General features: G+C 61.2%; 27 protein-coding genes. 1 reads left to right on the top strand and 26 read right to left on the bottom strand.

The genetic code is table 11. From position 1 onward, the window contains the following. Positions 1-124: 124 nt before the first annotated feature. The 25 genes from hisE to AAAV44_RS08255 all read right to left on the bottom strand — a co-directional run bounded on the left by hisE (position 125) and on the right by AAAV44_RS08255 (position 23,001). Complete coding sequence (gene hisE / locus AAAV44_RS08375; RefSeq protein WP_006235893.1) at positions 125-442, bottom strand: phosphoribosyl-ATP diphosphatase; 318 nt, start codon at positions 440-442, stop codon at positions 125-127. Positions 443-487: 45 nt separating this feature from the next. Further along, positions 488-817: a phosphoribosyl-AMP cyclohydrolase gene (hisI, locus tag AAAV44_RS08370; protein WP_055285578.1), complete on the bottom strand. Its 330-nt coding sequence runs from the start codon at positions 815-817 to the stop codon at positions 488-490. A 140-nt stretch (positions 818-957) separates the two neighbouring features. After that, a complete protein-coding gene (gene hisF, locus AAAV44_RS08365) occupies positions 958-1,740 on the bottom strand; it encodes an imidazole glycerol phosphate synthase subunit HisF (protein ID WP_117769949.1) in 783 nt (260 codons plus the stop codon). Between the two features lie 3 nt (positions 1,741-1,743). Continuing rightward, positions 1,744-2,487 (bottom strand): HisA/HisF-related TIM barrel protein, encoded by a 744-nt coding sequence (locus tag AAAV44_RS08360; RefSeq protein WP_349115317.1) that lies wholly within the window; start codon positions 2,485-2,487, stop codon positions 1,744-1,746. Further along, complete coding sequence (locus AAAV44_RS08355; RefSeq protein ID WP_349115316.1) at positions 2,484-3,185, bottom strand: imidazole glycerol phosphate synthase subunit HisH; 702 nt, start codon at positions 3,183-3,185, stop codon at positions 2,484-2,486. Before AAAV44_RS08355 ends, AAAV44_RS08360 begins: the two co-directional genes overlap by 4 nt. A gap of 88 nt (positions 3,186-3,273) precedes the next feature. After that, positions 3,274-3,861 (bottom strand): imidazoleglycerol-phosphate dehydratase HisB, encoded by a 588-nt coding sequence (gene hisB / locus AAAV44_RS08350; protein ID WP_349115315.1) that lies wholly within the window; start codon positions 3,859-3,861, stop codon positions 3,274-3,276. Further along, a complete protein-coding gene (gene hisC, locus AAAV44_RS08345) occupies positions 3,862-4,977 on the bottom strand; it encodes a histidinol-phosphate transaminase (protein WP_349115314.1) in 1,116 nt (371 codons plus the stop codon). Position 4,978: 1 nt separating this feature from the next. After that, positions 4,979-6,415 carry a histidinol dehydrogenase gene (gene hisD / locus AAAV44_RS08340; protein ID WP_349115313.1) on the bottom strand — a complete coding sequence of 479 codons (1,437 nt, stop codon included), beginning with the start codon at positions 6,413-6,415 and terminating at the stop codon, positions 4,979-4,981. A gap of 105 nt (positions 6,416-6,520) precedes the next feature. Further along, positions 6,521-8,236 (bottom strand): ATP phosphoribosyltransferase, encoded by a 1,716-nt coding sequence (gene hisG / locus AAAV44_RS08335; protein ID WP_349115312.1) that lies wholly within the window; start codon positions 8,234-8,236, stop codon positions 6,521-6,523. A 169-nt stretch (positions 8,237-8,405) separates the two neighbouring features. After that, a complete protein-coding gene (locus AAAV44_RS08330) occupies positions 8,406-9,242 on the bottom strand; it encodes a sugar phosphate isomerase/epimerase (protein ID WP_349115311.1) in 837 nt (278 codons plus the stop codon). A 73-nt stretch (positions 9,243-9,315) separates the two neighbouring features. Beyond that, a complete protein-coding gene (locus AAAV44_RS08325; RefSeq protein ID WP_349115310.1) occupies positions 9,316-10,377 on the bottom strand; it encodes an SIS domain-containing protein in 1,062 nt (353 codons plus the stop codon). 170 nt (positions 10,378-10,547) lie between these two features. Beyond that, complete coding sequence (locus tag AAAV44_RS08320; RefSeq protein ID WP_271739664.1) at positions 10,548-11,762, bottom strand: MFS transporter; 1,215 nt, start codon at positions 11,760-11,762, stop codon at positions 10,548-10,550. Between the two features lie 91 nt (positions 11,763-11,853). Next, complete coding sequence (locus AAAV44_RS08315) at positions 11,854-12,687, bottom strand: PTS system mannose/fructose/sorbose family transporter subunit IID (protein WP_349115309.1); 834 nt, start codon at positions 12,685-12,687, stop codon at positions 11,854-11,856. Continuing rightward, a complete protein-coding gene (locus tag AAAV44_RS08310; RefSeq protein WP_349115308.1) occupies positions 12,668-13,441 on the bottom strand; it encodes a PTS sugar transporter subunit IIC in 774 nt (257 codons plus the stop codon). Before AAAV44_RS08310 ends, AAAV44_RS08315 begins: the two co-directional genes overlap by 20 nt. A gap of 227 nt (positions 13,442-13,668) precedes the next feature. Continuing rightward, entirely contained in the window at positions 13,669-14,559 is an 891-nt protein-coding gene (locus tag AAAV44_RS08305) for a DMT family transporter (RefSeq protein WP_271739786.1), read from the bottom strand. A gap of 88 nt (positions 14,560-14,647) precedes the next feature. Further along, a complete protein-coding gene (locus AAAV44_RS08300; protein ID WP_349115307.1) occupies positions 14,648-15,481 on the bottom strand; it encodes a PTS system mannose/fructose/sorbose family transporter subunit IID in 834 nt (277 codons plus the stop codon). After that, positions 15,462-16,235, bottom strand: a complete 774-nt coding sequence (locus AAAV44_RS08295) for a PTS sugar transporter subunit IIC (RefSeq protein WP_148346726.1) — start codon at positions 16,233-16,235, stop codon at positions 15,462-15,464. The genes AAAV44_RS08300 and AAAV44_RS08295 overlap by 20 nt, the downstream gene beginning before the upstream one ends. Before the next feature lie 58 nt (positions 16,236-16,293). Beyond that, positions 16,294-16,776 (bottom strand): PTS sugar transporter subunit IIB, encoded by a 483-nt coding sequence (locus AAAV44_RS08290; RefSeq protein ID WP_099432286.1) that lies wholly within the window; start codon positions 16,774-16,776, stop codon positions 16,294-16,296. 57 nt (positions 16,777-16,833) lie between these two features. Next, positions 16,834-17,253, bottom strand: a complete 420-nt coding sequence (locus tag AAAV44_RS08285; protein WP_148346728.1) for a PTS fructose transporter subunit IIA — start codon at positions 17,251-17,253, stop codon at positions 16,834-16,836. 46 nt (positions 17,254-17,299) lie between these two features. Continuing rightward, a complete protein-coding gene (locus AAAV44_RS08280) occupies positions 17,300-18,361 on the bottom strand; it encodes an SIS domain-containing protein (RefSeq protein WP_349115306.1) in 1,062 nt (353 codons plus the stop codon). Between the two features lie 59 nt (positions 18,362-18,420). Continuing rightward, positions 18,421-19,536 (bottom strand): SIS domain-containing protein, encoded by a 1,116-nt coding sequence (locus AAAV44_RS08275; RefSeq protein WP_349115305.1) that lies wholly within the window; start codon positions 19,534-19,536, stop codon positions 18,421-18,423. Between the two features lie 193 nt (positions 19,537-19,729). Continuing rightward, positions 19,730-20,443, bottom strand: coding sequence for a GntR family transcriptional regulator (locus AAAV44_RS08270; RefSeq protein WP_250787564.1), 714 nt, complete (start codon positions 20,441-20,443; stop codon positions 19,730-19,732). Continuing rightward, positions 20,428-21,195, bottom strand: coding sequence for a GntR family transcriptional regulator (locus AAAV44_RS08265; protein ID WP_196022646.1), 768 nt, complete (start codon positions 21,193-21,195; stop codon positions 20,428-20,430). Before AAAV44_RS08265 ends, AAAV44_RS08270 begins: the two co-directional genes overlap by 16 nt. 38 nt (positions 21,196-21,233) lie before the next feature. Beyond that, positions 21,234-21,722, bottom strand: a complete 489-nt coding sequence (locus tag AAAV44_RS08260; RefSeq protein WP_117847836.1) for a hypothetical protein — start codon at positions 21,720-21,722, stop codon at positions 21,234-21,236. 250 nt (positions 21,723-21,972) lie between these two features. Next, on the bottom strand, positions 21,973-23,001 hold the full coding sequence (locus tag AAAV44_RS08255; protein ID WP_349115304.1) for a LacI family DNA-binding transcriptional regulator: 1,029 nt from the start codon (positions 22,999-23,001) through the stop codon (positions 21,973-21,975). Between the two features lie 183 nt (positions 23,002-23,184). On the opposite strand from AAAV44_RS08255, the gene murB reads away from it, so the two are divergent. Beyond that, complete coding sequence (murB, locus tag AAAV44_RS08250) at positions 23,185-24,147, top strand: UDP-N-acetylmuramate dehydrogenase (protein ID WP_349115303.1); 963 nt, start codon at positions 23,185-23,187, stop codon at positions 24,145-24,147. 228 nt (positions 24,148-24,375) lie between these two features. Here the strand turns inward: murB and AAAV44_RS08245 are convergent, their stop codons facing one another. Then, positions 24,376-25,566: a hypothetical protein gene (locus AAAV44_RS08245; protein WP_161144585.1), complete on the bottom strand. Its 1,191-nt coding sequence runs from the start codon at positions 25,564-25,566 to the stop codon at positions 24,376-24,378. Between the last annotated feature and the right edge of the window lie 49 nt (positions 25,567-25,615).

The following is a 25,615-nucleotide window of genomic DNA, read 5'->3' as shown; positions in this document are numbered from 1 at the left end:
CACGGGCGGGCGCTCAAGGCCGTCGCGAGGAAGCGGCTCAGGGCGATATACGCCGTGATGCGCGACCGGGTGCCCTACCGGGAGTAGCCCCGACGGTTGACAAAACTATAGGAACACCCAATGACTAGTGGCGGCGGGCGTTGAGTTCGCCGGCCAGTTCGTCGAGGGTGATGCCGTAGCGCTCGAGCGTCACGAGCAGGTGGTAGACCAGGTCGCCGGCCTCATAGCGAATGTGATCGTGGTCGTTATCCTTGCAGGCCATGATCACCTCGCTCGCCTCCTCGGCAAGCTTCTTGAGCAGCTCATCCTCGACGTCGGTCAGCAGACGCGCGGTATAGCTCTCCTGCGGCGATGCATCACGACGACCGTGAATCACCTCGGCCAGACCTGTCAGCGTCTCACCGATATTTCCATCCTGAACGTTTGCGGTGCGCACACCCATGGTTCAATCCTTTCTGGTGGCCGAGCGTCTAATCGAGCGCCCGCCCTACGCGAGTTTCTTAAAGAAGCAGGTACGGTTGCCGGTATGGCAGGCCGGACCCGGCGAGTCGACCTTGACCAGCAGCGTATCGCTATCGCAGTCGGCCCAAAGCTCCTTGACCTCCTGCATGTTGCCGCTCGTCGCGCCCTTGTTCCAGAGCTCCTGACGGCTGCGGCTCCAAAACCACGTGGTCCCGGTCTTGAGCGTCAGCCCCACCGATTCCTCGTTCATCCAAGCAACCATAAGCACCTCGCCGGTGTCATACTGCTGAACCACACAAGGAATCAGCCCCTTGGCGTCATACGTAAGCTTTGAAGGATCGGTTATCTCTTCCATTTTTCTCCCCAATTAAAACCTCGCAGATCGGCGAGGGTTGCCCAGGTGCCGCAGGTTGCCGCGAAAGAGGAGCGACGCGTACTTTGGTACGCGAGCGACGGTTTGAGCGGCAAGATGCGGCACCTGGGCAAGCCGCAGCGCTAAAAGTCCAGCCTCACAGGGATGCCCTGCGACGCCATATACTCCTTCACCTGGCGAATGCTGAAGGTTCCAAAGTGAAAGACGCTCGCCGCCAGCACGGCATCGGCCTCGCCCTCGATCACGCCCTCGGCAAAATGCTCGAGCGTGCCCACGCCGCCGCTCGCGATGACGGGAATCGGCACCGCGCGCGCCACGGCGCGGGTGAGCGCCAGGTCAAAGCCGGCCTTGGTGCCGTCGCGATCCATGCTGGTGAGCAAGATCTCGCCGGCGCCGCGACGAGCCGCCTCCTCGGCCCACGCCACCGCGTCGATGCCCGTGGCGTTGCGGCCGCCCGCCGTGAAGACCTCCCACTTGTCGGCACCAGATGCGCCGGGCAAACCGACGCGCTTGGCATCGATCGCCACGACCACGGCCTGGCTACCAAACGCCGCGGCAGCTTGGCTAATCAGCGACGGGTCACGCACGGCCGCCGAGTTGAGCGACACCTTGTCAGCACCGGCGGCAACCATGGTGCGCATGCCTGCCAGGTCGCGAAAGCCGCCGCCCACGGTATAGGGAATGGCCAGCTCCTCGGCTGCATGCGCCGCCATCTCGATAGTCGTCGCACGGTTGTCGCTCGTGGCGGTAATGTCCAAGAAGACGACCTCGTCCGCACCCTCGCGGTCGTAGGCGCGTGCCAGCTCCACCGGATCGCCCGCATCGCGCAGGCTCACAAAGTTGACGCCCTTGACCACACGGCCGTCCTTGACGTCCAGGCAGGGAATCACGCGTTTGGTAAGCATGGGCTACTCCTCCCCTCGGACGGCGTCCAGCGCCTGGACCAGCGTAAAGTTGCCCTCGTAGAGTGCGCGACCGGTAATGGCACCTTCAATCGCGCCCTCACCCACTGCGGCCAGCGCACGGATGTCGTCGAGCGTCGAGATGCCGCCCGATGCCACGACGGGAAAGCCCGCGACCTCGGCCACATGGCGATACGCCGCCACATCGATGCCCGTCTGCATGCCATCGCGCGCAATGTCGGTATACACCAGATGCTTAAAACCCAGCTCGGAAAGCTGCGCCACGGCGTCGTCGAGCGCCACGCCCGCGCCGTCACGCCAGCCATTCACCTTGACCTGGCCGTCGCGTGCGGCAATATCTGCCACCAACAGCTCGCCAAAGCCTTGGGCCGCCACCTCGGCAAAACCCGGCTCGGTCACGAGCACCGTGCCTAGTGCGATGCGGCGCGCACCGTAGCCGACCAACTCGTCGATGCGCGCGAGCGAGCGGACGCCGCCGCCCACGTCCACGGACAGACCGTTGACGCCGCAGATGGCCTTAATCGCCGCCGAGTTGGCAGCGCATGTGTCCTCGTCCTCGCCAAAGGCAGCGGACAGGTCGACGACGTGCACCCAGCTTGCGCCCTGCTCGGCAAACGAGCGAGCAACGGCCACGGGGTCGTCGGAATATACCTTGCAGCGGCTGCGGTCGCCACGCTCCAGGCGCACGACCTTGCCGCCGATCAGATCGATTGCGGGAAACAGGATCATCGGCCAGCCTCCTCGACGATGTTGACGAAGTTCTTAAGGATGCGCTGACCCAGCGCGGAGGATTTCTCGGGATGGAACTGGCAGCCCCACACGTTGCCATGGCGCACGATGCACGGGAAGCTCCGCGTATAGTGCGTGCGCGCCAGTACATCGGCGGCATCGGCGTCGTCGGCCACCGCGTAGCTGTGGGTGAAATACATGTTGGCGCCCTCGGCAAAACCGGCAAGCAGCGGATCGGCCGCACCGGCAGGCGTCATGTGCACCTGGTCCCAGCCCACGTGCGGCACCTTCAGGCGGCTCGACTCCAAGCGCGTGCACGAGCCGCGCATAATGTCCAGGCCATCGACCCAGGGACCACCAGCCTGCTCGGAAGCGCTGTCGTCCGCGTCCGCACCCTCGTCCGCTGGCACGCCCTCGTTGCCGCGCTCAAAAAACAGCTGAAGGCCCAGGCAGATGCCGAGCAGCGGAGTTCCGGCGGCAACGACATCGAGCACGGCCGCCTCCTCGCCGCTCCGACGCATAAAGGCAATCGCGTCATAGAACGCGCCCACGCCCGGGATGACCAGGCCGTCGGCATTGCGGATCTGCTCCGGATCGTCCGACGTGCAGGCGGCGGCACCGGCGCGCGCAAGCCCGCGCACAACGCTCGACAAGTTGCCCTTGTGGTAGTCGACCACCACGATCTTCGGTTCGCCCACGCGACCCTCCCTTATCTCATCATCCAAAACCACCACAAAGGTGCCTGTCCCCTTTGTGGCGGTTTTGCCCTTACGGCGGTTGCAGCGGTTACAGCGAGCCCTTGGTGCTGGGGATGCCTTGCACGCGGGGATCGAGCTCACAGGCGCGGCGCATCGTGCGGCCCACGGCCTTAAAGGCGGCCTCGATAATATGGTGCGAATTGCCGCCCGCCAGCTCGCGCACGTGCAGCGTGAGCTTGGCGTCGCGCGCGAAGGCATAGAAGAACTCAACGGCCAGCTCGGTATCAAAGCTGCCCACGCGCTCGGTCGGCACGGGCAGCTCGCAGTAGGCCTGGCCGCGACCCGAAATGTCCACGGCAGCCATCACGAGCGTCTCGTCCATGGCAATCGCTGCATCGGCAAAGCGCGTAATGCCCGCCTTGTCGCCCAGCGCCTTGCAAAATGCCTCGCCCAGCACAATGCCCGTGTCCTCGACGGTGTGGTGCGCGTCGACCTCAACGTCGCCTACCGCATGCACCGTCAAATCAAACAGTCCATGACGGCCAAAGGCGTTGAGCATATGGTCGAAAAACGGCACGCCGGTCGAGATATCGCACACGCCGCTTCCGTCCAGGTCGAGCTTGACGACAATGTCGGTCTCACCCGTCTTGCGGGTCACCTCGGCATAACGGCCCATCTACATCTCCTCCTTCACCAGCGCGGCAAACGCGGCCAGCACCTCATCGTTTTCCTGCGGCGTGCCAACAGTGATGCGCAGGCAGTCCGCAAGGCCCGGCGCGTAGCTAAAGTCGCGCACCAAAATCGAATACTCGTCGCGCAGGCGCTCACGCACGCGCGTGGCATGCGGCGTGCGCACGAGCACAAAGTTTGCCGCGCTCGGCCATGCCTCCACGGGCATGCCCTCGGCAGCCATCGCGCGCAGGGCGCACAGCTCACGCTCGCGCTCGAATGCGACCTGTGCCCCCACGGGCGCATACGCATCCCGGGCACGCACGCAGGCAAGCGCGGCTGCCTGGCTCAGCACATTGACCGAATAGATCTGGCGAATCGCCGCGAACACGTCGATGACCTCGGGTGCCGCGATCACATAACCCAGACGCGCGCCGGCGGCGCCAAACGCCTTGGACAGCGTATGCAGAATCACCAGGTTGGGATGCTCGGCGATAAGGCCTTGCGCCGTGGTGGCCGCGCCAAACGAATCGTCGGCGAACTCAACGTAGGCCTCGTCGACCATTACCATGCCGGGGCACGCATCGCAAAGCGCCGCGACAAAGTCGAGCGGCGCCACGTCGCCCGTGGGGTTATTGGGCGAGGTCACGATGGCCAGGTTGCACTCCGGCGCCGCGGCGAGCACGGCCGCCTGGTCAAGCTCAAAGCTCGCCGGGTCGCGCCACACGTCGCGCACCTCGGTCTGGCACAGCGACGCAAAGAAGGCATACTCGCTAAAGCACGGCGGACAGTTGAGCAGGATCCTCCCCGCGCCGCCAAACGCCAGCAGATAGTTATAGAGCAGCTCGTCGCCGCCGTTACCCACGCAAATGTTCTCGCGCGTCACGCCATGCCAGGCAGCAAGCTCGTCGCGCAGGTCGTTGGACATGGGATCGGGGTAGCGGTTGAGCGGCGTAGCGGCGAGCGCCGCGTCAATCGCCTCGCGCACGCCGGCCGGCACGGGATAGGTGTTCTCGTTGGCCGAAAGGTTGATGCGCGTGGGCGTAAAGTTGGGATCATAGGGCTCAATGCCGGCCAGGTAGGGCTGGACGAGCTCCTTCATGCGCGGCGTGAGTTCGGCCATGTTAGACCTCCTCGCCGGTCGCGCCAGCGCCATCCGCGCCCGCAGCCGCCAGGTCCACACCCTCGACGACCGTCGCGGTCGTATCGCCCGGCCAGGCGACCTTCGTCAGGTCGGCCGCGGCCAGCGACTCGGCACTCACGGCACCCTCGCCCTGCTCCAGCACACGGCGACGCAGTGCGGCCGAAAGCGCGTGCGCCCACAGGCCTTCGGCCTCGGCTAGACGCTGTGTGGCGGGAGCATCGGAGAGCAGGCCCTCGGGCGTATAGCAAATGACACTCGAGCGCTTGACGAACTCCTCCACCGAAAGCGGGTTGGAGAACATGGCCGTGCCGCCGGTCGGCAGCGTGTGATTGGGGCCGGCAACGTAATCGCCGAGCGGCTCGGAGCTCCAAGCGCCCACAAAGATGGCGCCGGCGTTGCGAATACCGCCAAGCAGGCCCATCGCATCCTTGCAGTGCAGTTCCAGGTGCTCGGGCGCCACGGTGTTCACCGCCTCGACGGCGGCAGCCATGTCGGCGGCTACCACGATAGTGCCTTCATTGTCGAGTGAGGCGCGCGTGATCTCGGCACGCGGGGACTGCGCCACCAGAATATCGACACCCGCCTCGACCTCACGCGCAAACTGCTCGTCGCAGGTCACCAGATAGCAGGCCGCCAGCGGATCGTGCTCGGCCTGGGCCATCAGGTCGGCCGCGACCACCATGGGCTTGGCCGTGGCGTCGGCCAGCACGCAGACCTCGGAGGGACCGGCGACCATATCGATACCCACATCACCCGAGACAATCTGCTTGGCAGCGGCGACAAAGGCGTTACCCGGGCCGGTAATCTTGTCGACACGCGGAATGGTCTCGGTACCGTACGCCAGCGCGGCCACGGCCTGGGCGCCGCCCACCATATAGATCTCGTCCACGCCGCCGAGCTTTGCCGCAGCGAGCGTGTAGGGGCTGATCAGGCCGTCCTTTTGCGGCGGGGTCACCATGACCACGCGTTTGACGCCGGCCACCTTGGCGGGAATGGCGTTCATAAGCACGGTGGAAGGGTACTGTGCACGACCGCCCGGCACGTAGATACCGGCCGCAGCAAGCGGGGTCACCTTAACGCCGAGCATCGTGCCGTCCGGGCGCGTGGTAAACCAGCTCTGCTCGACCTCGCGCTGGTGGAACTCGCGAATCTGGCGTGCAGCCTTTTCGAGCGCCGCGACAAAAGCGGGATCGAGGCCTTCGAGTGCAGCATCAATCTGCTCCTGCGGCAGGCGAAAACTCTGCAGCTCAACGCCGTCAAAACGCTGGCAATAATCGCGCACCGCGGCATCGCCGTTGGCGCGCACGTTGGCCACGATATCGCGGGCGGCGTCGACGATGTTTTGCGGCAGCACGCCCTTGCGGTTGAGCTGGTTGGTAACGAGGCGCTCACCGGGAGCAAGCTTGATGGTCTTCATTTCGGTATCCCCTATCGGTCGAGGTTGCGTTTGAAAAACGAGAGGCCGGACGGCGGCGCCAGTCGACCCGCAGCCCGTACGTTGGGGCGCCCGTGCGTGCTCGCGCTATTGTGCCGAACCCGCGACGGGCTCAAAATGCTTGTCCTTAACAGCAGCTGCCAAGCGATCGGCAAGATTGCGTACGCGCGGATCCAGGCGCGCGGCACCCGGATTGACAAAGAAGCGCGCCGTGCAGTCCATAATGCGACCAGTAATAACCAGGTCGTTATCGCGCAGGGTGGCGCCCGTGGCGGTAATGTCCACGATACGGTCGGTCATACCGACGATGGGGCCCAGCTCGATGTTACCGTGCAACGAGACGATATCGGCATTCACGCCGCGTTCGGCATACCAAGCGCTCGCGATGCGCGGGTACTTGGTGGCCACGCGAAGAGAACCGCGACGGGCATAGTTGCGCTCGACCTGGCCAGCGCGCCACGCGGGCTCCGCCTCGATAAACGTGCACAGGCCGTAGCCCAGGTCGACCAGCTGCAGCAAGTTGAGGTCTGCCTCGATAAGCGAATCCCAACCGCAGATGCCGCAGTCGGCACCGCCACAGCCCACAAAGGCGGGCGCGTCGCTGGGACGCACGATGACAAACTCGATATCGCCGACCGTGCCCTCGCCGACACGCGTGTCGCGACCGCGCACAATCAGGTGACGGCCGGGGTCACGCAGTTCAGAGACGTCCAAGCCCGCGGCCTCGAGCACGTCGAGCGTGTCGGCCTTGAGCGAGCCCTTGGGCACGGCGATGCGCAGTGGACCCTCGGCGCCACGGCCCACGGCATGGTCACCATCGGAAGCAGCGTCCTCGGCCGAGGTATGCGCGGCCTCCAGACGCTCGAGCGAAAAGGCAAAGCCCGCCGCCGGCACCTCGATGCCGTCGCCAAATGCGCCGGTAAAGATGGAGTCGTAGCGTCCGCCCGAACCGACCGGATCGGGCAAGCCACCGGCATAGGCCTTAAAAACCAAGCCCGTGTAGTAATCAAACGAGTTCATGATGGAGAAGTCGAAGGACAGTACCTGGGCGTCCTCGGGAGCCAGGCCCTCGACCAGGGCACGCAGCTCGCGCGTGAGCGGCGCGACGATACCGGCGGCAACCAGCAACGCGTCAACGCGGTCGAGCACTTCGGGGCCACCGTGTAGACGCGGCAGCTCGCTAATGGCGGCCTTGACGGCCTCGGGCTCGGCACTTGCCGCCACGCGGGTATCGAGGCCCACGAAGTCGTTGGCGTGCACACAACGCAATGCCTCGGCAGCCAGTTCGCGATCCTCACAGGCCGCGAGCAGTTCCTTAAACGGACGCACGCTGCCCGCGATAATGCGTGCACCGGGAAGTGCCAGCTTGTGCACGGCCTCGGCGACCAGCGAGACAATCTCGACATCGCCCGCGGCATCACCCGCGCCGATGAGCTCAAAACCCAGTTGCGTAAACTGACGCGAGCCACCGGCATTGCGCTGACACTCGCGAACCACCGGCGCCTCATAGCGCAGGCGCAGCGGCAGATCGGCCGCGCGCATGCGGGTCGAAACCAAGCGCACAATCGGCAGCGTGTTGTCGGGACGGACCACCAGCAGGCGACCGTCGTCATCAAAGAGCTTAAACGGCGTGTCCGCAATGCGGCCGCCCTCCTCGAGCGAGCCCTTGTCCTCGAGCAGCGGCGTCTCGACCGGCAGGTAATGATGCTCCCTAAAGCAGCCCTTCACCGTCAGCGCAATCTCCTCGCGCGCCTGAGCCTCCTCGGGCAATATGTCCCGGAATCCCCACGGTGTGGCCGTCATCTGGTGAGCCTCCTCATGCTGTGTTTCATATAGAACAGAAGACCAGCATAGCTCCGCCGGTCTTCTGGGTACTTTAGCATACTAGAGTGCTTGCGGGGAAAATCCGTCGCAGCCGCTCACACCGTATTCATTTGGAAACATGGGGCAGGTTGCCGCAACCCAACCCCACCTAGGCGCCAATCGCACGACGATACTCTGCCATTACCTGTGCATCGGCAGCTGCGGGGTCAGCAAAATAGCGCCAGTCATAGGTCTCGGCCGAAACAACTCCGCGATAGCCGCGCGCCACCAGCCTATCCAGGTCGGCGCGCATATCGCGGTCGCCGTCACCCCAGGCAAGATGCGTCGTGCCGTCTGCCGCAACATCGACAAAATGCACGTGGGCGACATCATCGCCAAGCAGATCGAAATAATCGTCGATGGTATCCCCCGCCACCGCCATAGCGCCCAAATCCAGACACGCCTTAAGTGCCGGATGATCAACTGCCTCGATCATGCGCTTCGTATCGGCCGCCGAGTTCACGATCATCGACTCAACCGGCTGTAGGGCCTCGAGCACCAGTCGCACGCCGCGTTCTCCCGCATGCTCGGCAATCGCACGCAGCATCGAGGCGCTGCGACCCCACGCGTCCTCGATCGGCTCGTTCAAAAATGCCCAGCCGCTCGAGACCATGACCTGCTCGGCTCCAAGTTCCGCCGCGATATCCACAACGTTCTTAAAGTACGCGAGCGTGCGGGCGCGCGCCTCATTCCCACGCGCCGCAATATTCCACGGCTTGGGGTTGTTCTGTTCGGGACAAAGCCCCACAATCCGAACGCCATACCGCTGTGACAGCTCCCGCACCTGCTCGAGCGAATCGTATCCATGGCAATCAACATACAGATGCATCGCCCCGGTCCAAAGCTCGCAACACGTGTAGCCCGAGGCCGCTGCCGAAGAAAAGAATTCCTCAAGGTCAAAATAACGATGGCTGATATTCATGACGGCAAGCAGGGGGTAGCTCATAATTACTCTCCAACCTAAACGAGGCCCCGTTCCATATAGGAGCGGGGCCCAATTACATAAACGTTATTTGCTCTTAGTAGTCGAACTGGTGATAGTAACGACGGTAGTTGAGGTTGTGCTTGGTGACCGTCTCGTAGTAAGCGGCAAGGCGATCGGTAATCAGCGAGGAGAGGATCCACGGAGACACGATGACGCGGAACTCGTCGTCAAGGCCGGGGATCGCGAACTCGGCGGTGTCGATGATGTTGATGTCGGTGTCGCCGGTCACGCCGCGGGTCAGGAAGGCGCGGACGCGCTCGTCGAGCTTGCGGTTCTCGTCCTCGCCCATGAACAGGAAGACCGGGACGCCGGGCTCCACGAGCTCGAGGGTGCCGTGGAAGAAGTCGGCCGAGGTGATGTAGCGGGTGCGCTTCCACTGCATCTCCTCCAGGATGCACATCGAGAACAGGATCGTCTCGCCCCACAGGGCGCCGGAGCCGATGAACATGGTGTAGGGGGCCAGGGCGTACTTCTTGGCGAGCTCCTCGGCGCGCGGCTCGAAGCTCTTGCGGATGTCGACCAGATGGGTCCAAACATCCTTGGTCTGCTCAATAAACTTGTCGAACTGCGGGAAGCAGCCGCGGCGGTTGAGCAGGCGCAGGCCGAAGCAGTCGGCGAGGTAGTAGCCCATCTCGCAGCCGCCGTTACCGTGATCGGAAGCCATCTTGACGCAGTTCTCGGCGCCGACAGCCTGGCCGATGGGGCCCTCGGGCTTGGTCATGGCGTAGACGCGCACGCCCATGCCCTTCATCTTCTTGACGGCCTCGAGGACCTCGGGGGTGGTGCCGGACTCGGAGGCGGTGATCACGACGGACTTCTCGGTCATGCGCTTGTGGCCGGAGACGTTCCACTCGGCGGCGTGGATCAGGTAGACCTCGAGGTCGCGGTCGCCGAACTTGTTCATGAGGTACTCGAGCTGCATGAGCTCGTCCCAGGTGCCGCCGACGCCCATCAGGAACACGGCGTCGTAGCCCTCGTCGGCGACCTTGTCGGCGAGCTCGATCATCTTCTTGCCGGTCTCATAGACGTTCTTGCCGTCCTCGAGATAGCCCTCCTGGCTAAAGTGCATGATCTCGATCTTCTCGGTTTCCTTCATGGCTTTTCCTTTCTGTCCTGCACGCGACTCTATACATCGCGTTTCTTTTCGATACCAATTATAGACATACACCTAAGGTGTTTTTAATACCACTTATCAATCTGTTCCAATCCTCGGTGAACGGTCGAAATTCTCTGGTGAGTGGTATTAAATTAGAATTGAATGTATAGCTAACACCTCTGGCGCCTCCCTTGTGTGACAAAGAACAGCGTTCCTACCAGCGCAATAATGGTCGATGCCCCAAATAGCACCGCTTGGACGCCCAAAGCCTCCGCCAAAAAAGGAGCCGCCAGCAGCGGCAGCACGCCGGCGCTCATCAGGCCAAAACGCACAAAGCCGGTAATGCGCCCCAGGTATTTGATGTCGGCACGCTCCTGAATCAAGATCATCTGCAGCGGCTCCAGGAACCCCCAGGCCAGACCGTTAATCGCCTGACCGATAATCGCGACCCCCAGCATATCGGTGCCCACGTACACCATGGACCCAATGCCCACGGCCATGAGCGCGCCGAGCAGCAATCGCAGGTTGACATGGCGAGCAGAAAGCTTGGTCAGGATGAACGCACCCACCGAGGAAGTGAGGCCCACGACCGAGGACAACCAGCCCAGCCAGACGATATCCACGTTGAGTACATCACGGTAGAACAACGACTCCAGCGAATCGAACGCGCCAAACGCAAAGAAACCCAAAAAGCCCGAGATAAAGATGAGGCGCAAGTCGTGGTCGCGAAACGTAAGTCGCGCACCCTCGGCCATGCCGCCCAGAATACCGCCCTTCGGCTTCTCCCCTTTTGCGGGAGCAACACACTCGTGACAGCCCAAGGAGAGCACGGCCGCCACACCCATCATGCCCGCCATGAGCAGATAAACCGATTGCGTGGCAAAACAGCTCACGATGGCACCGCCGAGCAGCGGGCCAGCGGTATAGGCGATATTGCTGTAGAACACCATGAGGCCGTTCACGCGGGTACGACCCTCGGTGGTCGACTCCAGGTATCCCGGAAACGCATGCGTGCAGGTGTTGATAAAGCCGCCCGCAAGTCCCAAGACGCACGCGGCAAACACAAGCCCGGGGACAGACAACGGCGCTAACCCCACGCCAAGCGATAGCACTGCCGTAATCACGCACGTCACAAACGACGTCCGGCGCGGTCCAAAGCGATCGATGACCGAGCCCGACACCATATTGCCCACCGACGTCATAAGATTGCGCGCGAGCGTAATGGCGGCAACCAAAAAGGCCGTGCCGGCCAGATCATACGTGGCCGCACCGATAAGCCCCAAAAAGTAGACCGCGTTGTTGGCGCACCACTGCAGGGACTCAATAAGAATCAGCCTGACCTCTGCCGGCGTCAGGCGCATTGCTTCGCGACCCTTCGCGAACATACGAACTCCTTCTATACAAAAAGGGGATGGAGAGCATAGGCCTGCTCCATCCCCTTTCCAGGTTGCAACGAAAATCTATGCAGCCGGGCCCTTACGCCAGCACGCCGAAGAACGCGCCGATGATGCCCACGACCATGGTGGCCACGATCAGCACCATGGGGTTGATCTTCTTGGACAGCAGCCAGTAGTACAGCCAGAAGGCGATCATGCCGAGCATGCCGGGCATGATGCCGTCCAGGATGTCCTGGAGGGTCTGGGCGTCCTCGCCCGAGCCGATGGCCACCGGGATGCTGGCCCAGAACATGTCCTTGCACATGGCGCCCACGACCATGACGCCCACGATGCCCACGCAGGTCATGATCTTCTGCATGAGGCCGGTCCTCTGGGCCTCGTCCAGGAAGCCCACGCCCAGCTCGTAGCCCTTGACGGCGCCCCAGATGCGCAGCGCGAAGCCGGGGACGTTGTAGATGAGCAGGAAGGCGATGGGGCCGAAGGGGTTGCCGGCCTGGCACAGGCTGATGCCCACCGCGGCGGCGACCACGCGCAGCGTCGACAGGAAGATGGAGTCGCCGATGCCGGACAGCGGGCCCATGAGGGCGGCCTTGACGTCGTTGACGCTCTCGGGCTCGATCTCGCCGCGGGCGACCTTCTCCTCCATGGCCATCGCGATGCCGCCGACGAACGGGGCGTACTGGACGGTGATGTTGAAGAACGCGCAGTGTCGGTGCAGGGCCGCGGCGTAGTCGTCGGGGCGGCCGGCGTAGATCTTCTTGAGCATGTTGGCGACCATCAGGCAGAAGGCGATGTTCATCTGCTTGTAGTAGGTCCAGGAGAACTCCATGCCCAGGGCGCCGACGTTGACGGCGCTCTTGACGAGGTCGGAGCGCGTGATCTTGTTCTCGGGACTAGAAGTCATCGTCCTCATCCCCTTCCGCGGAGAGCTGGGGCTGGGCTCCGCCCAGGCCGAGCAGGTCGAACTTGTCGATGCCGATGATGATGGCGATCAGGGCGACGCCCAGGACGGGCACGTTGGCGTAGGAGCACAGCAGGAAGCCCAGGAAGTAGAAGGGCACGAGCTGCTTGGTGAGCACCAGGCGGCCGAGCATGGCGAAGCCCATGGCCGGCAGGATGTTGGCGGCAACGCCGCAACCATCAATGATGAAGGACGGGACGAAGTCGAGCAGGCCCTGGATGGCATCGGAGCCCAGATAGAAGGCGCCGCCGCACAGCAGGAAATACTCAAGGCAGCCCCAAAGACCCATGCCCCAATGAACGGCGTAAATGCCATTAAGGTTTCCCTTGAGGGCGAACCTGTCTGCCATATCGACAAACACGGTGAACAAGGCACTAGTAATGTTGCCGATCGTCAGCGAAAGGACAGCGATGGGCATGGCGAGCGCGATGGCCGTCTCGGTACCCTGACCGAGCTGAATGGCAAACGCGCAGGCGAGCACGCCGCCGATGGTTTCGTTAGGCGGCACGTAGGCGCCGATGGAAACCGAACCCATGAACAGCAGCTCCAGGCTGGCGCCGACGGCAAGACCAGTCTGCAGGTCCCCCAGCACCAGGCCCACGAGCGGGCACAGGACGATGGGGCGGAACGCGTAGAGGGTGCCGAGCTGGTAGTCGAGGCCTCCAAACGCTCCGACTAAGCCGACGAGGATTGCTTGGGTAAGCATGGTTCCTCCAAAATAGGAAATCTCGAGTCATAGCCGGTCACCGTCGCGCGCGTTGTTGATATCAATTCCGGGAGTTCGATTCCACGGCTCGAAGCGTACCTGGTGTGCTGCTAACACCCATGCCAGGCACAAATGATTTGATACCAATTATAGATATGCAGGTTCTTACTATTTAATACCACTCGCTCAGCGGGGTGTTTTTTACCGTAAACGGCAGACGTATCTCATCAGGCGCGCTCTTTGTTTCGATGGCGGACTAGCGCCACCAGAAAGCCATCGCCAAAGGCATCGGATGCCAAGTTGGCCACAATCACCAAAACGATAATCGCCGCGCCCAAAAACTCGTTCCAGCGAAAGACCTCGCCAAAGAAGAGCGCCGACCAGCAGGGAGCGAGCACGACCTCGCTCATGCAAACCAAGTTGGCCGCAAACGCGTTGGTGCGCGCGATTCCCTTGGCATACAGCACGCTCGCAAGGCCACTGCAAAAAAGGCCATGCACCAGCATGAGCCCCCACTCAAATGGTCTCACGGAGTCTAGGGCGCCAGCAAAATAGACGATCGGCAGCATCGAGATACCGCAGGAGATGAGCGAGGACACCATGGGCGACGCATCGGGGCGAGAGTTCAAAAAGAAACACAGCCCAAAGGTGGCCCCCGAAATGACGGCAAGCAGGTTGCCGAGCATGCCCTCGGCACTCAAATCGCCTAAAAAGAAAAGTCCCATACCCGTAAAAGCAACCACCACGGAGGCAATCTTCGCAGGCGAGGGCAACGTGCGGGTTGCGAGCGATTGATACACGATAACGAAAATCATCGAGGTGTACTGCAGAACGATCGCGTTGCCGACCGTCGTGAGCTGGTTGGCAAAGTTAAACGTGGTGCCCGTCACGAAGTTGCAGACGGCCACAAGGGCAATAAGACGGCTGACGCGGAGGACAGGCCTACCGACGAGCAGGATAAAGAGCGCCATAAATATTGCCGTAACGGCACCGATCAAAAGAGCCGACTGCGAATTGGCGCGAACGAGGATGCCGATAAAACTCCACAAGAGCGCCGTGCCAAATAGATACATCGCCCCGCTCACGCCATTATCGGATGGATTGTCAGATCGAATCACGAAGCACCTCCGGCTAGCTTTCGGTAATAAAAAACGGCGACCGCAATGGGTCGCCGTTTCCCTTGGGGGCAGAATAGAACGCAGGAACCTACGCCAGCACGCCGAAGAACGCGCCGATGATGCCCACGACCATGGTGGCCACGATCAGCACCATGGGGTTGATCTTCTTGGACAGCAGCCAGTAGTACAGCCAGAAGGCGATCATGCCGAGCATGCCGGGCATGATGCCGTCCAGGATGTCCTGGAGGGTCTGGGCGTCCTCGCCCGAGCCGATGGCCACCGGGATGCTGGCCCAGAACATGTCCTTGCACATGGCGCCCACGACCATGACGCCCACGATGCCCACGCAGGTCATGATCTTCTGCATGAGGCCGGTCCTCTGGGCCTCGTCCAGGAAGCCCACGCCCAGCTCGTAGCCCTTGACGGCGCCCCAGATGCGCAGCGCGAAGCCGGGGACGTTGTAGATGAGCAGGAAGGCGATGGGGCCGAAGGGGTTGCCGGCCTGGCACAGGCTGATGCCCACCGCGGCGGCGACCACGCGCAGCGTCGACAGGAAGATGGAGTCGCCGATGCCGGACAGCGGGCCCATGAGGGCGGCCTTGACGTCGTTGACGCTCTCGGGCTCGATCTCGCCGCGGGCGACCTTCTCCGCCATGGCCATCGCGATGCCGCCGACGAACGGGGCGAACTGGACGGTGATGTTGAAGAACGCGCAGTGTCGGTGCAGGGCCGCGGCGTAGTCGTCGGGGCGGCCGGCGTAGATCTTCTTGAGCATGTTGGCGACCATCAGGCAGAAGGCGATGTTCATCTGCTTGTAGTAGGTCCAGGAGAACTCCATGCCCAGGGCGCCGACGTTGACGGCGCTCTTGACGAGGTCGGAGCGCGTGATCTTGTTCTCGGGACTAGAAGTCATCGTCCTCATCCCCTTCCGCGGAGAGCTGGGGCTGGGCTCCGCCCAGGCCGAGCAGGTCGAACTTGTCGATGCCGATGATGATGGCGATCAGGGCGACGCCCAGGACGGGCACGTTGGCGTAGGAGCACAGCAGGAAGCCCAGGAAGTAGAAGGGCACGAGCTGCTTGGTGAGCACCAGGCGGCCGAGCATGGCGAAGCCCATGGCCGGCAGGATGTTGGCGGCAACGCCAAAGCCAGCAAGGACAAAGGGCGGGATGAAGTCGAGCAGGCCCTGGATGGCGTCAGCACCCAGATAGAACGACAGCGAGCACAGCAGGAACGCCATGATGATACCGGTCAAACCGATCAGGAAGTGCATCGCATAGACACCCTTAAGGTTGCCCTGGCCGGAGTAGACATCAGCGCGGTCGACCAGGATCGGCAGGGCGGCGTTAAGGATGTTCTTGATGGCAAGGCACAGCGTGGCGATGGGCATGGCAAGCGCGATGGCTGCCTCGGTGCTCTGGCCCAGCTGGATAGCGAAGGCGCAGGCGAGCACGCCGCCGATCGTCTCATCAGGCGGCACGTAGGCGCCGATGGAGATCGAGCCCATGAACAGCAGCTCCAGACTCGCACCGATCGCGAGGCCGGACTGCAGGTCCCCCAGCACCAGGCCCACGAGCGGGCACAGGACGATGGGGCGGAACGCGTAGAGCGTACCGAGCTGGCAGTCGAACTTACCAAATGCGGCGATAAGTCCGATGAGGATTGCTTGGGTAAGCATACATCCCCCTTTCCATATAGGACACTACGAAGAGCTCAGACTCTTCGAAATTGAACGCCTAGAGCACGCTGGCGCAGTCGACCTTGGGGTCATCGGCCAGGGGTCGAATCTCGACCTCAACGCCACGATCCAGCATCTCGCGCACATCGGCTTCCTCGGCCGCGGTCAGGAAGATCTGACGAGAGACCTGACGAGCGTCGGGACGCTTCTCGTCCTTGGGCTTGGTGTTGCCCAGGTTGACCGACTTGATCTGCGGGCAGCCCTCAACAAGCTGCTTTGCCTCAGCGATAGTGGCGACGCAGATGATCATCTTGTACTTGTCGGTCACGCCCGAGTTGATAGCTTCGATTGCATGCTCCATATCTTTGATGACGAGCTTGCAGCCGGCAGGCTTGCCCATCTTGAGCGTCGTCTTCCACACCGGGTCGTTAGCGACCTTATCGCCCACGCAGAAGATGCAGTTGGAGCCAAGGCCCTGAACCCAGGAAACTGCGACCTGGCCATGAAGCAGGCGATGGTCAACGCGAAGTAGCTGAATCATAATGTGACCCCCCAAAGGTCTTGTGCCGTCATACGGCGTGTCAGTAGGTGCTGCGGATTAGAACTCTTCCTCCTCCTCGTCATCGACCAAAAGATCGTTGACAAACTTCACGCGCGTATCGTCCGCAGCGACGATGGCGCGAATCGTCTCCTCAACCGGCGCCGACTCGTCAGAGAACAGCAGCTGGATGAGCAGAGGAAGGTTCATGTTGGTAACGAGGTACGTGCGGGGACGCGTCTGGACGATCTTGGTGAACTCGTTGTTAACGCTACCGCCAAAGAGGTCGGTGCAGACAACGACATCATCGTCGGCAGACATGCCTGCCAGCAGTTTTTGGGCCTCCTCGGCCACGTCCATGCGGCCATCGACGAACATCGAAAGATCGTGGACGTTGTCGCGAGCGCCCGAGAGCAGCTCGACGCTCTCCTTGATGCCGGTGGCGAAGTGCGCATGGCTGGCGATGATGTACTGTCTCATTCTGTGTTCCTCTCAATAGCCCGGCACGTTCCCGCACCCGTTTTCTTTAGTAGTCGAACTGGTGATAGTAGCGACGATACTTGAGGTTGTGCTTGGTGACCGTCTCGTAGTAGCGAGCCAGGCGGTCGGTCACGAGCACCGTCAGAATCCACGGGGAGACGATGACGCGGAACTCGTCGTCAAGGCCGGGGATCGCGAACTCGGCGGTGTCGATGATGTTGATGTCGGTGTCGCCGGTCACGCCGCGGGTCAGGAAGGCGCGGACGCGCTCGTCGAGCTTGCGGTTCTCGTCCTCGCCCATGAACAGGAAGACCGGGACGCCGGGCTCCACGAGCTCGAGGGTGCCGTGGAAGAAGTCGGCCGAGGTGATGTAGCGGGTGCGCTTCCACTGCATCTCCTCCAGGATGCACATCGAGAACAGGATGGTCTCGCCCCACAGGGCGCCGGAGCCGATGAACATGGTGTAGGGGGCCAGGGCGTACTTCTTGGCGAGCTCCTCGGCGCGCGGCTCGAAGCGCTTGCGGATGTCGACCAGATGGGTCCAAACATCCTTGGTCTGCTCAATAAACTTGTCGAACTGCGGGAAGCAGCCGCGGCGGTTGAGCAGGCGCAGGCCGAAGCAGTCGGCGAGGTAGTAGCCCTTCTCGCAGCCGCCCGAACCATGGTCAGAAGCCATGGCGACGCAGTTCTCGGCACCCACAGCCTGGCCGATGGGGCCCTCGGGCTTGGTCATGGCGTAGACGCGCACGCCCATGCCCTTCATCTTCTTGACGGCCTCGAGGACCTCGGGGGTGGTGCCGGACTCGGAGGCGGTGAGCACGACGGACTTCTCGGTCATGCGCTTGTGGCCCATGGCGTTCCACTCGGCGGCGTGGATCAGGTAGACCTCGAGGTCGCGGTCGCCGAACTTGTTCATGAGGTACTCGAGCTGCATGAGCTCGTCCCAGGTGCCGCCGACGCCCATCAGGAACACGGCGTCGTAGCCCTCGTCGGCGACCTTGTCGGCGAGCGCGGTCATCTTCTTGCCGGTCTCGTAGAGCGCCTTACCGTCCTCGAGATAGCCCTCCTGGTCGAAATGCATGATCTCGATCTTCTCGGTTTCCTTCATTTGTCTCTCCTTTCTGGGGTTGTTTCCACATCCCCCATGCCAACGGGCATCAAACCCGCTTACATTCCGTAACACTCGGCCGCTTTGGCCTTAAGCGCATTGACTGACTCTTCGTAGCCCTCTGCCTTGACCTCCATTTGCTTGGAGACAGCATCGAGATACGGGTGCACGTCCCATGACTTCAGACGTTCGGCGATCATCGCCGCAATCGTCTGGAAGAACACGAGATTGGGAATTGCGCTGAGCAGCGGAGCCACCTGAGGCACCGCAACCTCGTGAGCCCTACCCCTGGGATGGGCCGTGAGCAGCACCGTTTTTGTCGTAACATTCGATAGCGCATCGGCGATATTCGCAAGACGCTCCGACCCCTGCGGATCGTCGACGATAAACACCAGATAGCCCGGAACGATCTGCATCTCGGGACCGTGAACAAACTCCTCGCCCTCGTGATGCATGGCAGGAATCTTGATGGTCTCGCTCAGCTTGAGCGCTGCCTCCTCGGCAACACCGTAGTTGGGGCCGTTGCCGACGACCATGGCGGGCGTGTGCTCAGAAAGCTCGAGCATGTGTTCTTGGACATATGCCTCGGCGGTCTTGCACATCACGGCATTGGCATGGATAGCCTCGCGCAGGTCGTCAAGACGCTGGGCAACGCCCTTGGCGTCAATCGTTCCGCGCGCCTGACCGCCGTAGATACCAAAGAGCACCAGGTACTCAACGAGAACCTCAACGCCCAGAGTCACAAAGTCCACCGACTCGACGCCCACACCGTAGTCAAGAACGATGTCAGCGTGCTCCTTGATGGGCGCCTCGACGTTTGCCGTGAGCGCAACTGCAGCCATATCGTGTGCGCGCATGTAATCGAGCGCCGCAATCGTATTGGTCGAATAGCCACTCTGCGAGACGGCGATGTTGAGCGCATGCTGCGGATAGGTGTGTTCAAAATCAACGAAGGCCTCGGGCGTCACAACGGACACCTGCATTTGCAGGGCATCTTGCAGGTAATCGCGGGCGCAATCGGCGGCATGGCGCGACGAACCCGAAGCAACGATGCGCAGCGCGTCAAAAGAACCGGACTGGAAAATATCAACGAGCTGCGCTACCAGCTCAGACGAACGCTCGAGGTTCTCCCCCATACGCACATGGGCAAGCTGAACGTAATCGAGCATCTTCATCGTCTCACCTCGTAACAAATCATTAGTATTTGATACCAATCACAGTTACAGGTTACGGCTTTTTGATACCTCTTTGTCGATTAATTTATCCCCATCGGCGAACGGTCGATTTTGAGCCCTGTAAGGTTGTATATACAGCTGACCCAACGATCAAAACTGGTTAGTTTCCCTGCCGTTATTCACAAAATACCAGCTAGTACGTATAGGTGTAGCCGCCCGTATCGCCACGATTGAAGGACTTTACATACTCGATAGCCTGACCGCTCGCGTCATAGCTCACGCATTCCAAAAGCAAAACAAGATCGCCCTGTTCCAGTCCAAGGAGGCCGGCATCTCGTGCGCCCAGCGCTTCGATATCGAGCTTTTCCTGTGCCATGACTGGCTTTCGGCCCAGCATCTCATAGGTCTCGTACAAACTGAAGACCGACACGTCAATATCTTCGATGGTTGGGAACAGCAGGCAGGGAATCAGCGCCGTCTCAATCGATACGGGGCTACCGTTTATGCAGTTCAGGCGTCGAACGGAATAGAGCAGGTCGTCCTCGGCGATGCCAAACAGGTCGGCGTAATATGGCCCCGCATAACGCTTGGAACGCGCGAGAATACGGACGGACGGCTCGCCGCCCGAAGCACGGACCGATTCACGGAAACCGACCGTGCGTTCAAAAAAAGCAGGTACTTTCTGCGCCACAAAGGCACCTTTTCCCCGAACACGGCGAATCTGCCCGCGCCGAACCAGCTCATCGACAGCGCTTCGGATGGTCAAGCGTGTCGTACCAAATTCCTCGGCAAGGTCTTTTTCGGACGGAATCATGGAACCCGTGGGATATATACCGCGCTCGATACGTTCCTCGATGCGGCGTCGAATGCGCATATAAACCGGGGTGGCATCTACTGTTTCAGCCATTGTTCACCTGCCACGCTCCTCATGCCGTTCTCTTCGCCGTTATCGGCAAAGCGGAACTTTGTGGGCAAAATCACCGATTTGCAATGCTCCACAAAACGCATGTCCTTATCAAATTCGATCGAGCTCTCATAGAACACCGGCGTTCCCTCTTCTTGCTGGAGCAGCTCGGCCTCTTCGGCGTTCAAACGCGAGATGGAGATATGCTCACGTCCATGCTCAACACGCACGCCACCTTCTTTGAGCAAGACATCGTAAAGGCTCTCACACTCAAAATCGTGCTCGGGAAGCGCGGGGCACAGGGACAGGTTAACGTGAGCGGTCTCGATTGACGCCGGCTCGCCCTCTATAAGTCGAATGCGCTGCATGCGGAGTAAAGGAGCGCCCACAGCCACCCCAAGCTTGTCGGCAAGCGCCTCATCCGCCTCGATGGTCCCGGTGGAAACCAGACGAGAAGAGGGGTGCAGGCCGGCAGTCCGCACAGCATCGGAAAAGTTATACGTTTCCTGGAAGATATTCAGCGGCTTGGGAGGACACACATACGTACCCGATCCGCGACGGCTCTCGAGCGTTCCACACGAGATGAGCCGCGTGATACCGGCGCGTAACGCCGTACGCGAAACGCCAATCTCTTCGCACAGCACGCGCTCAGCCGGCAGGCGATCGCCGCCGGCAAGCTGGTGGTGCTGGATATACCAAAGAATTCCCTCAACAGCACGATCTTTGGGGGGAATTGCATAAGATTCGCCTGCCATTGCACAGACTCCTCATTCAGAAACGTATGCCGCCAAAATTAGACCAGCCCTCCCATGGCATCAAATTCGGCCTTAATCTTCTCGGCGACATTCCGATACGACTTATATAGACTTGAATCGCGTTTGACTTCGTCGGTCATAACGGGAATCTCTAATTTGGAAACCTCGTCTTTTCCCGTCTGAACCGCCACAACAACGCCCATACCAAGACACATATTACGCTTGGCAGCGTTTATTTTCGCCGCCTTGGCAGGATTTGCCAGGATACGCTGGGCAAATTCCTGTTTTGAGGCCACTTCCTCGGCCTCCGGATCGCCCGCCTCGGCCACTTCGCACTGCAACACATCCGCATAGTCAAAAATCTTCGGCTCGCCGCCGCGCTGATGCACGGCCCACTTGCGGCGCGTGGCATCCTGGTAGATAGCCGGCAAAAACGTAAACCGCGGCGGGTCCAAAATCGTATCCGTGATGGTAAACACATCGGGATCAAAGGCATCCTGCGGGTTTTTCTTCTTGAACAGCCCCATATCAGCCTCCCGTACTAGCATTAAACAACTCAAGCTGAATATAGCACCAATTTCAAGCCGCTGCCTTACCCTATCGGTACGCGGCGTCTATGGCTCGCCCAGCGGAAAAGTTCACGGACGAGGGCCGGGGAGGCATACTTTGTTTTGAGAAGTGGGCTCCGCGAACTTCTCAAAACAAAGTATGCCTCCCCGGCCCCGCCGGCAAATAGCGGACACTCCGCATGTAATCTATGCAAACAAACAAGTGCGCTTAGCTATATTCGGTAAGATCAAGCACACTGCCCTTCACGATAAGCGCCGGTTCCAGAACGACCTCTTCGGCACGCTTACCGCCCCTACCGGCAAGACGCTTGGACATGCAGGCAAAAGCATGCTCCGCAAGGACACCGGGATCCTGCTCAATCGCAGTCAGCGCCGGCTCAAAGAGAACGTCGGCCGCCGAGTTGTCATAGCTTACGACCGAGATATCGCCTGGGATGCTCTTCCCCATCTCGTGCAAGCGCTTGAGCAGACCGAGGGCAATGTTATCCGAGCTTGCAAACACGGCGGTGGCATCGGTTGCAAGCACGGCCTCCGAGGCCTCGTAGGCGCTCGGGATGTAATATTCGCTCTCAAACTCCAGGCGCGCGTCGATGGGCAGTCCCACCTCGCGCAGCGCGCGCTCGTAACCGGCGAGTCGCTTGCGGCCCGTATTGGAGCGACGCGCGTTAACCAGACAGGCGATGCGGCGATGACCCTGCTCAATCAGATACCGCGTAGCCATGTAGCCGCCCATCTCGTGGTCGAACATCACCTTGTCGCACTCGAGTCCCTCAATGGCACGGTCGACCATCACGGCAGGGATAGGCAGATGGCTCACTTCCTCGCGCAGGGCGCGATCGTCGGAGAACTCGTCACCCACCACCAGAAAGACGCCGTCGACGCCGCGTGTCACCAGCTGGCGTAGCAGTTCCAGATCGTCATCGGCGCTTCCACCCGAGCTGGTAATAAAGAGTGCATAGCCGTCTTCACGGCAGCGCTTTTCCAAGCTGCCGGCGAGCGAGGCAAAAAAGCGACTCTCGATATTGGGAACAATCAGACCTAAGGTGCGCGACTCGCGCATAACCAGGCTACGCGCGATCTGGTTAGGAACATAGTGGTTGCGCGCCGCAACCTCCTTGATGAGCCTGCGGTTTTCTTCCGAGATGCGACAGGGCCGATTATTGAGAACAAGCGAGACCGACGAAGGGGAAAGCCCCACCTCCTGGGCGATCTGCTTGAGGGTGACTTTGTTGGCCATCTCGCTCCTTCCGGGTTTACGCGCAATCTCTTGAAAGTATAGCGACTGCCCATCTACCTCGGTGATAAACACTTTACCAATCCGGTGGACGGCTGTTTTATCGCCGCCAGCGCACCAAATCCGTCCAGGTGGGGTATATTGCAATCGATCGATGACAACAACCACCAAAAGGCGGATATTCGTATGCACGAGAACGACTTTTTTAACGAGGACCTGCTTTGCGCGCTCGCCGGCGTTGCCGGCGAGGACAACGTACTCATGAGCGAGCCCATGCGCGAGCACACCACGTTTAAGATCGGCGGCCCGGCCGATGTCTTCGTCACGCCCGACACCGAGCAGGGCCTCGTCGCCACGCTCGATACCTGTTATCGCTGCGATCTGCCACTCACCATCGTGGGCAACGGCTCCGACTTGCTCGTCGGTGACAAGGGCATCCGCGGCATCGTCGTAGCGCTGGGCAAGGGCCTCTCCGACATTACGGTCGACGGCACGCATGTCACGGCAGCAGCCGGCGCCTTGCTTTCCGATGTCGCCGCGGCGGCAGCCGAGGCCGGTCTCACCGGTATGGAGCCCATCTCGGGTATCCCCGGATCGGTCGGCGGCGCCTGCTACATGAACGCCGGTGCCTACGGTGCCTGCATGGCCGATGTGCTGGAGTCCGTGCGCGTCTACAAACCCGCTCGCCAGCTCGACGACGGCACCCGCGGCAGCGGCAATATCATTGAGTTCGATGTCGATGAGCTCAACCTGGGCTATCGCAAGAGCCGCATTGCCGACGACGGCTTCATCGTGCTTTCGGCCACCTTCAATCTCGCTCCGGGCAACGCCGCGATGATCAAGGCCGACATGGACGACTACCGCCAGCGCCGTGAGGACAAGCAGCCGCTCGACATGCCGAGCGCCGGCTCCACTTTCAAGCGCCCCGAGGGTTACTTTGCCGGCAAACTCATCATGGATGCCGGCCTGCGAGGACACGCCGTTGGCGGCGCGCAGGTGAGCGAGAAGCACTGCGGCTTCATCGTCAACGCTGACCACGCCACCGCCGCCGATGTCGACGAGCTCATCCGCCACATCCAGGCAACCGTCAAAGACCAATTCGGCGTAGACCTAGAACCCGAAGTCCACCGAGTCGGCGAATTTTTATAAAAAAGAAGGCCCCGAAAGGTGCCTTCGCCATATTTATTCAGATAACCCAGTCCGGCGTGTGACGTATTGGACCCGAGAGGTCCGTGGCTGCCCGAAAGGCATTAGGTTGATCGCGAGTTCCGCACGAGCCGGAGAGCACTTAATGTGCTCTCCGTGCGAGCAGGACTGTCCGAGCAGGCAACCTAATGCCTTTCGGGCAGCCACGGACCAACTTACTTCAAACCACCGTTACGACAGCGCAATACCGCCGAGCCAGCCCCAGCGCACGCCAGAGCCAGTACCATAAAAGCTGATGAACGAATCAAGCGACTTAGACGTAATGGCACCCTCGTTGCTCATAACGATGCCGCCGCCAACGTAGATACCCACATGACCGTAGATAAGGCCCGGAGCACCCGTGCCGCTGTGCGAGGAATCGGCCACGATCATGCCCACCTGCAGCGCCGAGCGGTCGGAGCTATAGCACCAGGCGTTAAACATGTCGCACGCATTGCCGCCAAAGTAGCCAACGCCGGCGTTACGGAAGACATTGGTGACCCACGCCGCGCACCAGTTCTGACCCGGCGAAGGCGTGGAGTAGCACGCGTTGACGACAGCCTGCTGCTTGCCCGAGCCGGCATTCTGCTGCGGAGTTCCGGGCGCGTACGATCCACCACCCGAGTAGGAATTGTTCTTGTTCGCGGCAGCCGCGGCAGCGGCAGCCTTCCTAGCGGCCTCCTCAGCCTGGGCGGCAGCGAGGATCTCGGAATCGCGCTGAGCCATGAGCTCCTTGACGTCGTCGGAAAGACCGTTCAGCACGGTCTGGACTTCTTGCTGCTTGGCCTGCATGTCCTGCATCTGGGCAGTCTGCTGGTCCTTGAGCTTCTCTAAGTCGGCCTTCTGCGACTCGAGCTCGGTCTTTTGCGCATCGAGCTCTTCCTGGATGGTCTGAATGTCCTCGATGGCGTCGCGGTCGCTCTTGTTGATCTTCTCAACGTAATGCGCGTTGGCGACGAGTTCCTCAAACGAGCCAGAGGCCAGCAGCAGCGACAGGATGTTCGTGCCGCCGGACTTGTAGCTGGCGGCCACGCGATCGGAAAGGTCGTTGCGCTTCTTCTTGAGCTCGGCCTTCTTTTCATCGATCTGGGCCTGCGTGTCGTCAATCTTGCCCTGGACATTCTCGATGTCGTTGAGAGTCTGGGCATTCTTGTTGGCCAGCGCCGCATACTCATTTGCGATGCTGTCGAGCTGGGCCTGAACCTCGTCGAGCTGGGCCTGGGCGGCATTCAGTTTATCGGTGGTTTCTTTGGAAGCCTCCGCCGCATGGGCGCGAGCGGGCAGGCCAAAAAGAACTGCCGCAGAAGCGGCGCCGAACAGGGCCTTGAGGGCAGTGCGGCGCGAAAGCTCCTGGGAAAGGATGGAATCGCTGTTTGGTGACATATGTACTCCGTTACATGCTTATTTATATGTCGCTCAACTCATACATATT

The sequence above is a fragment of the Collinsella sp. CLA-AP-H1 genome, from assembly GCF_040092945.1.
GTDB lineage: Bacteria > Actinomycetota > Coriobacteriia > Coriobacteriales > Coriobacteriaceae > Collinsella.
This window is presented reverse-complemented; position numbering and strand designations above follow the sequence as displayed.

Coding starts and splice junctions, on each gene's coding strand:
- hisE (WP_006235893.1), bottom strand. CDS start 442: ATGGGTGTGCGCACCGCAAACGTTCAGGATGGAAATATCGGTGAGACG.
- AAAV44_RS08275 (WP_349115305.1), bottom strand. CDS start 19,536: ATGAAGATGCTCGATTACGTTCAGCTTGCCCATGTGCGTATGGGGGAG.
- AAAV44_RS08315 (WP_349115309.1), bottom strand. CDS start 12,687: ATGAGGACGATGACTTCTAGTCCCGAGAACAAGATCACGCGCTCCGAC.
- AAAV44_RS08360 (WP_349115317.1), bottom strand. CDS start 2,487: ATGATCCTGTTTCCCGCAATCGATCTGATCGGCGGCAAGGTCGTGCGC.
- AAAV44_RS08285 (WP_148346728.1), bottom strand. CDS start 17,253: ATGAGACAGTACATCATCGCCAGCCATGCGCACTTCGCCACCGGCATC.
- AAAV44_RS08330 (WP_349115311.1), bottom strand. CDS start 9,242: ATGAGCTACCCCCTGCTTGCCGTCATGAATATCAGCCATCGTTATTTT.
- AAAV44_RS08290 (WP_099432286.1), bottom strand. CDS start 16,776: ATGATTCAGCTACTTCGCGTTGACCATCGCCTGCTTCATGGCCAGGTC.
- AAAV44_RS08270 (WP_250787564.1), bottom strand. CDS start 20,443: ATGGCTGAAACAGTAGATGCCACCCCGGTTTATATGCGCATTCGACGC.
- AAAV44_RS08295 (WP_148346726.1), bottom strand. CDS start 16,235: ATGCTTACCCAAGCAATCCTCATCGGACTTATCGCCGCATTTGGTAAG.
- AAAV44_RS08255 (WP_349115304.1), bottom strand. CDS start 23,001: ATGGCCAACAAAGTCACCCTCAAGCAGATCGCCCAGGAGGTGGGGCTT.
- hisG (WP_349115312.1), bottom strand. CDS start 8,236: ATGACGGCCACACCGTGGGGATTCCGGGACATATTGCCCGAGGAGGCT.
- AAAV44_RS08280 (WP_349115306.1), bottom strand. CDS start 18,361: ATGAAGGAAACCGAGAAGATCGAGATCATGCATTTCGACCAGGAGGGC.
- murB (WP_349115303.1), top strand. CDS start 23,185: ATGCACGAGAACGACTTTTTTAACGAGGACCTGCTTTGCGCGCTCGCC.
- hisF (WP_117769949.1), bottom strand. CDS start 1,740: ATGCTTACCAAACGCGTGATTCCCTGCCTGGACGTCAAGGACGGCCGT.
- AAAV44_RS08320 (WP_271739664.1), bottom strand. CDS start 11,762: ATGTTCGCGAAGGGTCGCGAAGCAATGCGCCTGACGCCGGCAGAGGTC.
- hisC (WP_349115314.1), bottom strand. CDS start 4,977: ATGGCCGAACTCACGCCGCGCATGAAGGAGCTCGTCCAGCCCTACCTG.
- AAAV44_RS08325 (WP_349115310.1), bottom strand. CDS start 10,377: ATGAAGGAAACCGAGAAGATCGAGATCATGCACTTTAGCCAGGAGGGC.
- AAAV44_RS08300 (WP_349115307.1), bottom strand. CDS start 15,481: ATGAGGACGATGACTTCTAGTCCCGAGAACAAGATCACGCGCTCCGAC.
- AAAV44_RS08265 (WP_196022646.1), bottom strand. CDS start 21,195: ATGGCAGGCGAATCTTATGCAATTCCCCCCAAAGATCGTGCTGTTGAG.
- hisB (WP_349115315.1), bottom strand. CDS start 3,861: ATGGGCCGTTATGCCGAGGTGACCCGCAAGACGGGTGAGACCGACATT.
- AAAV44_RS08260 (WP_117847836.1), bottom strand. CDS start 21,722: ATGGGGCTGTTCAAGAAGAAAAACCCGCAGGATGCCTTTGATCCCGAT.
- AAAV44_RS08310 (WP_349115308.1), bottom strand. CDS start 13,441: ATGCTTACCCAAGCAATCCTCGTCGGCTTAGTCGGAGCGTTTGGAGGC.
- AAAV44_RS08245 (WP_161144585.1), bottom strand. CDS start 25,566: ATGTCACCAAACAGCGATTCCATCCTTTCCCAGGAGCTTTCGCGCCGC.
- hisI (WP_055285578.1), bottom strand. CDS start 817: ATGGAAGAGATAACCGATCCTTCAAAGCTTACGTATGACGCCAAGGGG.
- hisD (WP_349115313.1), bottom strand. CDS start 6,415: ATGAAGACCATCAAGCTTGCTCCCGGTGAGCGCCTCGTTACCAACCAG.